The sequence below is a fragment of the Pseudomonas nitroreducens genome (genome assembly GCF_014204515.1).
Lineage (GTDB): Bacteria > Pseudomonadota > Gammaproteobacteria > Pseudomonadales > Pseudomonadaceae > Pseudomonas > Pseudomonas nitritireducens_A.
Genome location: NZ_JACHLI010000006.1, coordinates 103,792 through 116,909, shown reverse-complemented (window position 1 = coordinate 116,909; position 13,118 = coordinate 103,792). Strand labels below are relative to the sequence as shown.

Sequence of the window (13,118 nt, the reverse complement as noted above, 5' to 3'; positions counted from 1 at the left end):
CCCTGAAGGGAGAGGGAGCTATCCGTGCCGGCTGACACCGTGGATTCAGCCGGCACCGAACCAGTCCCCTTTCCCTTCGGAGCGGGGAGCGCAGCCAGGGTTAGGGAGAGGGAAAATCCAAGGCACGAACGATCAGAAGAAGACAGTTGCTCCTACGCAGACGCAAAACCCGAGTGACAGCGGAGACGTGCATGACGGATTTCGCGGACAAGGTCCGCTCCTACGCAAGCCGAAACACCGGCACGCTCCCACCAGCCAACGAAAAAGCCCGGCATCTGCCGGGCTTTTTCATGACACGCACCACGCGGAGAATCAGTTCTCCTTGCAGGCCACACCATCGGCGGGCTCACCGCCCTTCCAGTCCTTGTACAGGGTGGCATCCTCGCCCTTGCTCCACCACACATACTGGCCCGCCGCATAGCGCGCGCCGGAGGCGGAGATGACGTTGGCGAAGACCAGGCTGGAGGCATCGGTCACCGGCACCACGGCCAGGCTGTTGTCGCCCTTGTTCAGGTACTGCACGCTGATCTTGCGGCCGTCCTCGCACTTGTACGAGACGCTGCGCGAATCCAGCTTGGCGTCGCCTGGCAGGACCAGCGCGTCCACCTGGGGCGCTTTCTTCTCTTCGCCGCCGCAGGCGACGAGGAGGACCGGCACGGCCGCCGCGAGCAGCCAAAGTGCTTTTTTCATGAGTATCCCTCTGACGAAAAATGGCCCGGTCACTCTAGGAAAGGTCGGGCCGCACGGTCAATCTCGAGCGGCCCGTCTCAAAGTCGGGCAATTGGGTCTGACAACACCGCCGCCACATCGTTGCGCGCGAGTGGCTGGCGCCTGGAACGATAGCCGCCGTCCATCACCAGCAGCCACACCGCAGACACCTGGATACCTGGGGTGAGCAACATGACGCCGCGGAGGAGCACCACGAAGCCCAGGCACAGCGGGTTGGCCGCCGGTACGGGCGAGGCAGGGCTATCGAACGGCAGAACTCACTGGGCGTCCGGCTGCACTTGCGGGGCGGCCTGCTGGAAGGCTTCCAGGGCTTCGCAGCGCGCGGCGATGGCGAGCAGGCGTGGGCAGCCGGAAAGGTCGCAATCGAAGCGGCGGGCGTTGTACAGCTGGGGGATCAGGCAGGCCTCGAAGTAGCCGGGGCGCTCGCCCAGGGACAGCGGGCCGCTCCAACTGGAGACACCCTGCTCCACCGCGCGCAGGCCGGTTTCGACCCAGTGGCGAATCCACGCGTTCTTCGCTTCGTCCGCGACTCCCATAGGGCCGCTGAGGTACTGCAGCACGCGCAGGTTGTTCAGCGGGTGGATGTCGCAGGCGATGTGCAGGGACAGCGAACGCACCTGCGCGCGTTGCACGGCATCGCGCGGCAGCAGGCCGGGTTGCGGATGGGTTTCGTCGAGGTATTCGAGAATGGCCAGGGACTGGGCGATGCGCACGTCGCCATCCACCAGCAGCGGCACCAGCTCCTGCGGATTCAGCGCCTGGTAGTCGGCGGCGTGCTGCTGCCCGCCGTCCTTCACCAGGTGCACCGGCACCTGGCGGTAGGCCAGGCCCTTGAGCCCCAGGGCGATGCGCACACGGTAGGCGGCGCTGGAGCGCCAGTAGGAATACAGGGTGAGCATGGCGGTTCTCCGCGGGCGGCCACGCTACCCGCGCGGCCGCCCGGCAAGCGAATTACTGGTCGGAGATCACGCCACGGCGAATCTGGTCTTCCTCGATGGATTCGAACAGGGCCTTGAAGTTGCCCTCGCCGAAGCCCTGGTTGCCCTTGCGCTGGATGATCTCGAAGAAGATCGGGCCGATCACCGTGTTGGTGAAGATCTGCAGCAGGATGCCGTCATCGCCCGGCGCACCGTCGATGAGGATGCTCAGCTCGCGCAGTTGCTCCAGCGGCTCGCCGTGGCCGGCGACACGAGTGTCGACCTTGGCGTAGTAGGTGTCCGGGGTGCTCATGAAATCCACGCCGTTGGCGCGCAGCTGGCGCACGGTGGCGTAGATGTCGTCGGTGGTCAGGGCGATGTGCTGGATGCCTTCGCCGTGGTACTCGCGGATGAATTCCTCGATCTGCGACTTGTTGTCCGCCGACTCGTTGATCGGGATGCGGATCTTCCCGCAGGGCGCGGTCATGGCGCGGGACAGCAGGCCGGTAAGCTTGCCTTCGATGTCGAAGTAGCGGATTTCGCGGAAGTTGGCGATGCGCTCGTAGAAGCCGGACCAGACGTCCATCTGGCCGCGCTTGACGTTGTGGGTCAGGTGGTCGATGCACAGCAGGCCGACGGCGTTGTCGTTGGCAGTACGACCTTCGATGAACTCGAAGTCGACGTCATAGATGCTCTTGTCGCCATAGCGGTCGACGAGGTACAGCAGCGAACCGCCGATACCTTCGACGCAGGGAATGTTCAGCTCGCCGAAGTTGGCGTGGCTGCCGACCAGCGTGGCGCCCTGGGATTCGACATAGGCGGCGGCCTGCGCTGCGTTCTTCACCCGGAAGGCCATGGCGCAGGCGCTCGGCCCGTGCTTTTTGGCGAACTCATGGACATGGCCGGTGGGGCTGCCGTTGAGCACGATGTTGATGTCGTTCTGCTGGAACAGAAAGACTTCCTTGGAGCGGTGCTTGGCGGTCTCGGTGAAGCCCATGCCGGTGAACAGCTGGCGCAGCTGCTGGATGCCCTGGGCGTCGGGGGCGGTGAATTCGACGAACTCGAAGCCGTCGGTGCCGATGGGATTGTGTTGCTCGATCTTGGTCACGGCGTTCATCCGGCCTCCTCGTTGTCGTTATCGGCTGGAGCGGCACACGGGCCGTCCAGGCGTCTGGAATACCTTCATCACAACCGCAGCGAGGCTTCGTAACAAGCCACCCGCCAGGCCTTGGCTACGGCTTTGCCTGGCAAGGCCGGAAAGAAATCCTTACGCCGGCAAAAGCCCCGTGCGGCATGCCGCCGCAGCGTAAAGAAATCGTGACAAGGTGGTGCGCCAGCCTGCCACTGCGAGCGGCCGGTACTCGTCAGGCCGCCATGCGGCGGCTACCATGCGGCCCATCTCCCCTGCCCGAACCGCCCTATGGCCCGCACTACGGCCCGCGCCGCTCCCCCCGACTTCGAAGCCACCCCCGCCTCGCTGCGTGCCCTTGCCCGCAGCTACCCGCGCGGCCTGCACATCGAGCCGCACTGCCACGACTGGGGACAGGTGCTCTATGCGATGTCCGGGGTGATGTGGCTGGAGACGCCCTCCGAAGCGTTGCTGGTGCCACCCAACCGCGCAGTCTGGCTGCCGCCGCAGGTGCCCCACGGCATCCGCGTGGTCAGCGAGCTGCAGATGCGCAATATCTACCTGCGCCCCGGAACGGCGGACTCCCTCGGCGAGCAGGTGCAGGCGTTCGAGGTGGGCGGGCTGCTGCGCGAGCTGATCGTCACCCTGGTGCAGCAGGAGAGCGAGTCCGACTCCGCGTATTACCAGGCGCTGTCGCAACTGGCCGTGCTGGAGCTGCAGCGCGCCCGCAGCCTGCTGCTGCGCGTGCCGCTGCCGGACGACTCCGACCGTCGTCTGTTGAACCTGTGCCTGGCGGTGATGGCCGAGCCGAGCCAGGAGATTTCCTTCGAGCAGCACGCCGCCGACGCCGGCGCCAGCGTGCGCACCCTCGCCCGTCTGTTCCAGCGCAGCCTGGGCATGGGCTTCGCCCAGTGGCGCCGGCAGGTGCAGCTGGCCACGGCGGTGGCGCAGCTCAATGAAGGCTTCGCCGTGAGCCAGATCGCCCATGGGCTGGGCTATCAGCCGGGAAGCTTCAGCGAGATGTTCCGCCGTGAGCTGGGGGTGGCGCCGTCGGAGTATTGCGCGAGATAGCACGGGCCAGGAGCGGTCAGAGGGATGCCAATGGCCCTCTTATGGCCGACAACCGCCGGAAAAACTCGCGACCACAGCGTCCCGGATTCTTGGTCGAGCCGGGAATTCAGACAGCGAACGGGATGAATTCCCGGTCGGACCAACCGCCATTGACGGCAATCTCCCACCGGATAAACTGTACATACATACAGTATTTTCCGAGCAGCCCCATGTACAACCCCTCCGACTCCTTCCCCCGGCCCGTCCGCCGGGCGTATGACCGTCGCCGTTCGCCGGCTGGGAAGCCGTGATGGGCAGCGTGGTTGCGCTCGATACCCTGTTCCACCAGCGCCAGGTCTGGAAGGGCCAGCCCCAGGGGCTGCCGCCCAGCCTGCAGCCCACCGGCCATGCCGTGCTGGACGCCGCCCTGCCCAGCGGCGGCTGGCCGGAAGCGGCGCTCAGCGAGATTCTCCTGGCCGCCGAGGGCATCGGCGAACTGCAACTGGTCTGGCCGACGCTGGCACGGCTCAGCGCGGCAGGCGAGCGCATCGTGCTGGTGGCGCCGCCCCACGTACCCTACCCGGCCGCCTGGCAGGCCGCCGGCGTCGCGCTGGAACAACTCGCCATCGTCCAGGCCACTGGCCGCGATGCACTGTGGGCCGCCGAGCAGTGCCTGCGTTCGGGCAGCTGCGGCGCCGTACTGTGCTGGCCGCAACAGGCCGACGACCGCGCCCTGCGACGTCTGCAGGTGGCCGCCGAAACCGGGCAGACCCTGGCCATCGCCTATCGCTCCCAGCGCGAAGCGCTCAACCCTTCGCCCGCCGCTTTACGCCTGGCGCTGGACGCCAACCCCGCGCAGCTGCGCGTGCTCAAGTGCCGTGGCGGCCTGGCGCCGGCGCGGCCCATTGCGCTGCCCTGGCACTGAGACCGACATGCTCTGGGCCTGCATTCTCCTGCCACAGCTGGCAATGGACGGCGTGCTGCGCGGCCGCCCCGAGCCGGACGCCGCCCTGGCGCTGCTCGCCGGGCCGACCCAGCGCCGCGTGCTGCAGGCGGTGAACCCGGCCGCGCGGGCGCTGGGGCTCAAGCCCGGCCAGTCGCTCACCGCTGCCCAGGCCCTGAGCCGCGACTTCGCCACCGCCGAGTACGACCTGCGCGACGTGCAGCGCTGGCAGAACCTGCTGGCCGCCTGGGCCTACGGCTTCAGCTCGCAGGTCAGCCAGCACTATCCACGTGCGCTGCTGCTGGAGGTGCAGTCCAGCCTGCAACTGTTCGGCCCCTGGCCGCGCTTCGAGGCGCGTCTGCGCGAGGAACTGGGCGGGCTGGGCTTCCGCCACCGCATCACCGCCGCGCCCAATCCGGCCGCCGCGCGCATCCTCGCCAATGGCCACGACGGCCTGGCGATCCACGACCACCAGCAGCTGCGCCAGTACCTGGGCCGGATGCCGCTGGAACGCCTGGGCCTGGAGCGCGACGCCGCCAGCGCGCTGGGGCGCATGGGCCTGCGCAGCCTGCAGCAACTGCTCGCCCTGCCCCGCGAGAGCCTGGCGCGGCGCTTCCCGCCGCAGGTGCTGCGGCAGGTCGACACCCTGCTCGGCCAGCGCCCGCTGGCCCTGGAGTTTTACCGGCCGCCGGATAGATTCGAGTCGCGCATCGAGCTGAATTTCGACGTGGAATCCACCCAGGCGCTGCTGTTCCCGCTGCGCCGCCTGACCGCCGACCTCGCCGCCTTCCTCGCCGGGCGCGACAGCGGCGTGCAGCGTTTCGTCCTGCACCTGGAGCATCACGAAGGCAGCGACACGCAGATGCCGGTCGGCCTGCTCAGCGCCGAGCGCGAGGCGGCGATGCTCTTCGAGCTGACCCGCGGGCGCCTGGAACAACTGCAACTGCGCGCCCCGGTGCACAGCGTGCGGCTGCTGGCTGAAGACCTGCCGCCCTTCGTGCCGCAGCACCGCGAGCTGTTCGACGACCGCCCGCAGCAGTCGCTGCCCTGGGAACAGCTGCGCGAGCGCCTGCGTGCCCGACTCGGCGACGACGCCGTGCACAGCCTCGGTGGCCGCGCCGACCACCGCCCGGAACGCGCCTGGCAAGGCAGCTCCACGCCACTCCAGCCCCTCGTCGGCATCCCCCGTCCCGGCTGGCTGCTGGCCGAACCCCAGCCGCTGCGCGAGTTCGCTCCGGCCCTGTTGGCCGGCCCGGAACGCATCGAATCCGGCTGGTGGGACGGCGAAGACATCCGCCGCGACTACTACCAGGTGCGCACCCGCAGCGGCCAGCGCGCCTGGGTGTTCCGCCCGGTGGGTGACGATGGCCCCCTTTTGCTGCATGGCTGGTTCGCATGAGCGCGCCAGTCGAAGGCTGCGGTTACGCAGAGCTGCACTGCCTGTCCAATTTCAGCTTCCAGCGCGGCGCCTCCAGCGCGGACGAGCTGTTCGCGCGGGCGAAGAAACACGGCTACCGCGCCCTGGCGATCACCGACGAGTGCAGCCTGGCCGGTATCGTCCGTGCCTGGCAGGCGGCGAAGAAACATCAGGTCCCGCTGATCACCGGCAGCGAGCTGAGCATCGAGCAAGGCCCGAAGCTGGTGCTGCTGGCGGAGAACCTGGCCGGCTACGAAAACCTCTGCCGCCTGCTCACCCACGCCCGGCGCCGCGCCGAGAAAGGCAGCTATCGCCTGGTGCGCACGGACTTCGCCGGCAACCTCGAACACCTGCTGGCGATCTGGCTGCCGCAGGACGAGCAGGACGACGACGGCCTCTGGCTGCGTGGGCTGTTCCCCGAGCGCCTGTGGCTGGGCGTGGAACTGCACCAGGGCCCGGACGACGCCGGCAAGCTGCGTCGCCTGCGTGAACAGGCCGCGCGCCTGGGGATTCCCGCCGTGGCCTGCGGTGACGTGCACATGCACGCCCGTGGCCGCCGCGCCCTGCAGGACTGCATGACCGCCATCCGCCAGCACCTGCCGGTGCACGAGGCCGGCCAGTACCTCTATCCCAATGGCGAGCGGCACCTGCGGCCGTGGCAGGCGCTGGCGGCGATCTACCCGGCCGAGTTGCTGGCCCAGACGTTGGAGATTGCCCAGCGCTGCACCTTCGACATGGGCGATCTGGAGTACCAGTACCCGCGCGAGCTGGTGCCCGAAGGGCATACGCCGACTACCTGGCTGCGCGAGAAAACCGAGGAAGGCATCAGACGCCGTTGGCCGGATGGCGAGAGCGAGCAGGCACGCAAACAGGTGGAGAAGGAACTCGCGCTGATCGCCGAGCTGGGCTACGACAGCTACTTCCTTACCGTCCACGACATCGTCGCCTTCGCCCGCCGCCAGAGCATTCTCTGCCAGGGGCGCGGCTCGGCGGCCAATTCGGTGGTCTGCTTCGCCCTGGGCATCACCGAGCTGGACCCGGCCAAGGCCAAGCTGCTGTTCGAGCGCTTCATCTCCCGCGAGCGCAACGAGCCACCGGACATCGACGTCGACTTCGAGCACGACCGCCGCGAGGAAGTCATCCAGTACGTGTTCCAGCGCTATGGCCGTAGCCGCGCCGCGCTCACCGCCGTGGCCAGCACCTACCGTGGTGCCGGCGCCGTGCGCGACGTGGCCAAGGCGCTGGGCCTGCCACCGGATCAGGTCGGCGCCCTGGCCGACTGCTGCGGCGCCTGGAGCCGCGAAGCGCCGCACGCCGACCGCCTGCGCGAAGCCGGCTTCGACCCGGAGAACCCGATCCTGCGCCGCGTGCTGGCGCTGACCGGCCAGTTGATCGGCTTTCCCCGCCACCTGTCGCAGCACCCCGGCGGCTTCGTCATCTCCCAGCAGCCGCTGGAAACCCTGGTGCCGGTGGAGAACGCCGCGATGCCCGAGCGCACCCTGATCCAGTGGGACAAGGACGACCTAGACGCTGTCGGTCTGCTCAAGGTCGACGTACTCGCCCTGGGCATGCTCAGCGCCCTGCGTCGCTGCTTCGACCTGATCGAACGCTATCGCGGGGAGCGCTACACCCTCGCCTCGCTACCGCAGGAGTGCAAGAAGACCTACGCAATGATCAGCCGCGCCGACACCGTGGGTGTTTTCCAGATCGAGTCCCGCGCGCAGATGGCCATGCTGCCGCGCCTTCGCCCGGAGACCTTCTACGACCTGGTGATCGAAGTGGCCATCGTCCGCCCCGGCCCGATCCAGGGCGACATGGTCCATCCCTACCTGCGGCGGCGGAACAAGGAGGAACCGGTGGAGTACCCCTCCGAGGAGCTCAAGCCCGTCTTCGAGCGCACCCTGGGTGTGCCGCTGTTCCAGGAACAGGTGATGGAGCTGGCCGTGATTGCCGCCGAGTACACGCCCGGCGAGGCTGACCAGTTGCGCCGCTCCATGGCCGCCTGGAAGCGCCATGGCGGCCTGGAGCCGCATCGCCAGAAACTCTCCGAGCGGATGGGCGCCAAGGGCTATCCCCAGCAATACATCGACCGCATCTTCGAACAGATCAAGGGCTTCGGCAGCTACGGCTTCCCCGAGTCCCACGCCGCCAGCTTCGCCCTGCTCACCTATGCCAGCTGCTGGCTGAAATGCCACGAACCGGCGGCCTTCACCTGCGCGCTGATCAACAGCTGGCCCATGGGCTTCTACAGCCCCGACCAGTTGCTGCAGGATGCCCGCCGCCATGGCCTGGAAATCCGCCCGGTGGACGTGCGCCACAGCCACTGGGACTGCACCCTGGAGCCCATCGCCGAACGCCAGCCGGCGATCCGCCTCGGCCTGCGCATGGTGCGCGGTTTCCGCGAGGACGTTGCCGACGCCCTGGCCCAGGCCCGCGGGCAACGCCCCTTCGCCGATGTCGCCGACCTCTGCCTGCGCGCCCATCTGGATGGCCGCGCCCGCGACCAGTTGGCCGACGCCGGCGCCCTGCGCGCCCTCGTCGGTCACCGGCACAAGGCGCGCTGGGCCATTGCCGGGGTCGAGCCGCAACTGCCGCTGTTCGCCGGTACGGTCACCGAGGAAGCGCCAGTCAGCCTGCCGCTGCCCAGCCGCGGCGAAGACCTGCTCACCGACTACGCGACCCTGGGCACCACCCTCGGCCCGCATCCGCTGACCCTGCTGCGCGGCGCCCTCAGGGCACGCCGCTGCCGCAGCTCAAAGGAATTGACCACGCTGGAAGCCGACCGCCCGGTGCGCGTCGCCGGCCTGGTGGTCGGCCGCCAACGCCCCGGCACCGCCAGCGGCGTCACCTTCGTCACCCTGGAAGACGAGTTCGGCATGGTCAACGTGATCGTCTGGCGCGACCTCGCCGAACAGCAGCGCCGCCCCTTCCTCAGCGCTCGCCTGATGCAGGTGGACGGCACCCTGGAAGCCAAGGACGGCGTGCGTCATGTGATCGCCGGGCGGCTGACCGACCTCAGCGGGCTGCTCGAAGGGCTGGACGTGCGCAGCCAGGATTTCCACTAGCAGCCCCCTGACGGCGGTATCATCCACCCCTGCCACACAAACCCTGGATGGATCCATGAAACCGAACGGACGCTCGCTGCTCCCCCTGCTTTTCGCCGCCCTCGCCGGCACCGCCCACGCCGCCGACACCACGCTGCCCGCCGGGGAATACCTGGCCAAGGGAGGCTGGGGCACGCTGGTCATCGAGCCGGCCAGACAGGGCGCACAGACCTTCAGCCTCGACTCCCTGGGCGCCAACGGCCACTCCTGCAGCCTGGGCGGCAGCATCCGCAACGGTGAAGCCAACCTGCGCGAGGACTGGCAGGACGGCACCTGCCACATCACGTTCAAGCGCCAGGGCAGCACCATCGAGGTCAGCAACGAGCAGAACGAGAACTGCCGCGGCTACTGCGGCGCCCGCGCCAGCTTCGACGGCAGCTATCTGCAGCCGGCCCCCGGCTGTAGCACCGAAGCCCTGCGCCAGACCCGCAAGCGCTTCAAGAAACTTTACGACAGCAAGGACTACGCCGGCGCCGAACGCCTGCTCGCCCCGCTGCTGAGCGACTGCAAGGCCACCCTCCACTGGCTGGACGAACTGGCCACCCGCAACGACCTGGCCCTGACCCAGGCCAAGCTCGGCCAGGGCAAGGCCTGCCGCAGCACACTGGAATCCATGATCGAGGACGCCAAGCGCTTCAGCGGCCCCCAGGACGACAACACCGCCATCTGCGACAGCGGCGATCGCTACCTGCCCCCGGCGGACTGCGACGGCTACCTGCGCCAGGTCCGCGCCGCCAAGACCAACCTGGGCTGGTGCGAACGCGCCGGGGGTTGACCCGCCCACCCTGTGCAAGCCCAACGGCGCCAACAGAATCTTGCAGGGCCGCAGCCTCGTAGGATGGCGTGGAGCGCAGCGATACCCATCAATTCCCTGCACCAACCGCATGGGTATCGCTGCGCTCCACCCATCCTACGAAGAGCGTTCATCCTCCCGGAAACGTAGGGCGCATAACCCGCAACGGGTCATCCGCCATTGCGGCGGATAACGGCTGAGGCGTTATTCGCCCTACCTGTGCGCTTCAACCATCCTACCGGGAGCGCTCAGCCTCCCAGGAGATAGATGAGCAGCTCGGCCACCGACAGCGAAAACAGGTACGGCCCGGTGAAGCCCACCCAGATGAGCACCGCCAGCGGCGCGTAGAGCAGCACCAGCACCACGCGAGCCAGGCGGCTGCGCAGCATCAGCCAGAAGATCTGGCCCAGGGCGAACAACGCGCTGCACACCAGCGCAGGGGTGAAGATGGCGTTGAACCGACCGAAATCGCTCAATGCCCAGATATCGCTGCCCATGACCAGGAACATCGCCAGCGCCATGCCCGCCGCGCTCAGCGCCAGGGCCAGCACGGCGCCCAACAGCACCCAGCAAGCCAGCCGTACGAATCCGGGTTCGCCGGGAATGGATTGTTCGCCTTCCATCAGCCTTGTCGCTCCTTTGCATGACCGCCCGACACTACACAACCCCGGCCGATTTGCGAAACACTGCGCGGACGCCTTACGCTGCCGCCATTCCCCTCTGCGACCCCGAGCATGATCACCCTCCGCCACATCGAAGTCTTCCGCGCGGTGATGACCACCGGCAGCGTCACCCGCGCGGCGGCATTCCTGCACACCAGCCAGCCCACGGTCAGCCGCGAGCTGGCGCGGCTGGAGCAACTGGTCGGCTTCGAGCTGTTCCTGCGCGAACGCGGGCGCCTGGCGCCGACGGCACGGGCGCTGATGCTGTTCGAGGAAGTGGAGCGCTCCTTCAGCGGGCTGGACCGTATCGTTGCCTTCGCCGGCAGCCTCGGGCAGTTCGCCGCGGGCAAGTTCTCCATCGGCTGCCTGCCGGCGCTGTCCCAGGCGCTGCTGCCCGATGCCTGCAAGCGCTTCAGCCGGGAGAACCCGGCCATCAGCCTGGAGGTGGCGGCGCTGGAGTCGCCGCACCTGGAGGAAGCCCTCAGCGCCCAGCACCACGATATCGGCCTGATCGAGAACGACGACGCCCCGCGCGGCACCGAGCTGCAGCCGCTGCTGGCGGTGGACGAGGTATGCATCCTCGCGGACGGCCATCCACTGCTGGCCCGCGAGCGCCTGGAGGCGGCGGATTTCGCCGGCCAGCCCTTCGTCAGCCTGGCCACCAGCGACCGCTACCGGCACCTGATCGACGCCGTATTCCTCGGTGCCGGCGTGCAGCGGCAGATGCAGGTGGAGACCCACAGCGCCGTCTCGGTGTGCAGCATGGTCCGCGCCGGCCTGGGCCTGGCCGTGGTCAACCCGATCACCGCGCTGATGTTCCAGGGCCAGGGCATCCAGCTGCGGCCGCTGGCCTTCTCGCTACCGTTCCAGGTCAGCGTGGCGAAACCGCTGTACCGCCCCGCCACCCCGCTGCGCGAGCGTTTCGTCGCGGCGCTCCAGGCAGAAGCTGGCGTGCTGGTGCAGCGCCTGCGCGAAGCCGGCGTCGGCTGCACCCTATATCAAAATTGAATTGACCCGATAACAAGCGGCATTATTCAGTTGAGAAAAGGCCCGGTAGACTAGCGCCATCTACCTTTGGAGCCCATTCATGACTTTCCTCGCCCTGCCCCGCGCCGAACAGCTCGCCCTGCAATTCGGCACCCCGCTGTGGATCTACGACGCAGCCACCATCCGCGGCCAGATCGAGCGCCTGAAGAGCTTCGACATCATCCGCTTCGCCCAGAAGGCCTGCTCCAACCTGCACATCCTGCGCCTGATGCGCGAACAGGGGGTGAAGGTCGACGCGGTGTCCCAGGGCGAACTGCTGCGCGCCCTGGCTGCCGGCTACTCGTGCCGCGAGGATGAATCCGAGATTGTCTTCACCGCCGACCTGCTGGACCGCGCCACCCTGGAAACCGTGGTCGAGCACGGCATCCCGGTGAATGCCGGCTCCATCGACATGCTCCGCCAGCTGGGCGAAGTCGCCCCCGGCCACCCGGTCTGGCTGCGCATCAACCCCGGTTTCGGCCACGGCCACAGCAACAAGACCAACACCGGCGGCGAGCACTCCAAGCACGGCATCTGGCACAGCGACCTGCGCGCTGCGCTGGACGTGATCCGCGAGCGCGGCCTGCGCCTGGTCGGCCTGCACATGCACATCGGTTCGGGCGTCGACTACGGCCACCTGGCCCAGGTCGGCGAAGCCATGCTCGGCCTGGTGCAGCAGGTGAAGGACGCCGGCCACGACCTGTCCGGCATCTCCGCCGGCGGCGGCCTGTCCATCCCCTACCGCGCCGGTGATCCGGAAGTCGACACCGCGCATTACTTCCAGCTGTGGGACCAGGCGCGCAAGGCCGCCGAGACCGTGGTAGGGCACAAGCTGCACCTGGAGATCGAGCCGGGCCGCTACCTGGTCGCCCAGTCCGGCTGCCTGCTCAGCGAGGTGCGCGCCACCAAGGACGCCGGTCGCAACCACTTCGTGCTGGTGGACGCCGGCTTCAACGAGCTGATGCGCCCGTCCATGTACGGCAGCTACCACGGCATCCGCGTACTGGCCGGCGACGTGGCCAGCCGCGAGGTGATCGATACCGTGGTGGCCGGCCCGCTGTGCGAGTCCGGTGACGTGTTCACCCAGGGCGATGGCGGCGTGGTCATCCCCCGCGCCCTGCCGCGCTCCCAGGTCGGCGACCTGCTGCTGATCGAAGACACCGGCGCCTATGGCGCGTCGATGTCGTCGAACTACAACAGCCGCCCGCTGATCGCCGAGGTGCTGCTCGAAGGCGCCGACGCCAGGCTGATCCGCCGCCGCCAGCGCGTCGAGGAACTGCTGGCGCTGGAAGAAGACCTGGGGTGATGACGGCCTGAGCAGGCTCGCCGCCATCTGGCGCTGAGCCTG

Annotated in this window: 11 protein-coding genes; 7 read left to right on the top strand and 4 right to left on the bottom strand. The window is 68.3% G+C overall.

What is annotated here, in order from left to right; translation table 11 throughout:
• Positions 1–312: 312 nt before the first annotated feature.
• From HNP46_RS10165 to hppD, 3 genes are all read right to left on the bottom strand, one after another.
• Positions 313–690: an MliC family protein gene (locus HNP46_RS10165; protein WP_184588399.1), complete on the bottom strand. Its 378-nt coding sequence runs from the start codon at positions 688–690 to the stop codon at positions 313–315.
• 296 nt (positions 691–986) lie between these two features.
• Positions 987–1,628 carry a maleylacetoacetate isomerase gene (gene maiA, locus HNP46_RS10160; RefSeq protein ID WP_184588397.1) on the bottom strand — a complete coding sequence of 214 codons (642 nt, stop codon included), beginning with the start codon at positions 1,626–1,628 and terminating at the stop codon, positions 987–989.
• 52 nt (positions 1,629–1,680) lie between these two features.
• Positions 1,681–2,763: a 4-hydroxyphenylpyruvate dioxygenase gene (gene hppD / locus HNP46_RS10155; RefSeq protein ID WP_184588395.1), complete on the bottom strand. Its 1,083-nt coding sequence runs from the start codon at positions 2,761–2,763 to the stop codon at positions 1,681–1,683.
• A 303-nt stretch (positions 2,764–3,066) separates the two neighbouring features.
• Here hppD and HNP46_RS10150 point away from each other — a divergent pair, with 303 nt between their 5' ends.
• The 5 genes from HNP46_RS10150 to HNP46_RS10130 all read left to right on the top strand — a co-directional run bounded on the left by HNP46_RS10150 (position 3,067) and on the right by HNP46_RS10130 (position 10,064).
• Positions 3,067–3,846 carry an AraC family transcriptional regulator gene (locus tag HNP46_RS10150; RefSeq protein ID WP_184588393.1) on the top strand — a complete coding sequence of 260 codons (780 nt, stop codon included), beginning with the start codon at positions 3,067–3,069 and terminating at the stop codon, positions 3,844–3,846.
• Positions 3,847–4,135: 289 nt separating this feature from the next.
• The gene (gene imuA / locus HNP46_RS10145; RefSeq protein ID WP_184588391.1) at positions 4,136–4,750 is read left to right on the top strand and encodes a translesion DNA synthesis-associated protein ImuA; all 615 of its coding nucleotides are present in this window, start codon (positions 4,136–4,138) and stop codon (positions 4,748–4,750) included.
• A 7-nt stretch (positions 4,751–4,757) separates the two neighbouring features.
• Positions 4,758–6,167 (top strand): Y-family DNA polymerase, encoded by a 1,410-nt coding sequence (locus HNP46_RS10140; protein WP_184588389.1) that lies wholly within the window; start codon positions 4,758–4,760, stop codon positions 6,165–6,167.
• On the top strand, positions 6,164–9,250 hold the full coding sequence (locus tag HNP46_RS10135; RefSeq protein ID WP_184588387.1) for an error-prone DNA polymerase: 3,087 nt from the start codon (positions 6,164–6,166) through the stop codon (positions 9,248–9,250). The genes HNP46_RS10140 and HNP46_RS10135 overlap by 4 nt, the downstream gene beginning before the upstream one ends.
• Before the next feature lie 55 nt (positions 9,251–9,305).
• Entirely contained in the window at positions 9,306–10,064 is a 759-nt protein-coding gene (locus tag HNP46_RS10130) for a hypothetical protein (protein ID WP_184588385.1), read from the top strand.
• Positions 10,065–10,330: 266 nt separating this feature from the next.
• Here the strand turns inward: HNP46_RS10130 and HNP46_RS10125 are convergent, their stop codons facing one another.
• Positions 10,331–10,705, bottom strand: coding sequence for a hypothetical protein (locus HNP46_RS10125; RefSeq protein ID WP_184588383.1), 375 nt, complete (start codon positions 10,703–10,705; stop codon positions 10,331–10,333).
• 111 nt (positions 10,706–10,816) lie between these two features.
• Between HNP46_RS10125 and HNP46_RS10120 the strand changes: the two genes are divergently transcribed.
• Both HNP46_RS10120 and lysA read left to right on the top strand, forming a co-directional pair.
• Positions 10,817–11,752 (top strand): LysR family transcriptional regulator, encoded by a 936-nt coding sequence (locus HNP46_RS10120; protein WP_184588381.1) that lies wholly within the window; start codon positions 10,817–10,819, stop codon positions 11,750–11,752.
• A gap of 79 nt (positions 11,753–11,831) precedes the next feature.
• Positions 11,832–13,076 (top strand): diaminopimelate decarboxylase, encoded by a 1,245-nt coding sequence (lysA, locus tag HNP46_RS10115; protein ID WP_184588379.1) that lies wholly within the window; start codon positions 11,832–11,834, stop codon positions 13,074–13,076.
• Positions 13,077–13,118 lie beyond the last annotated feature (42 nt).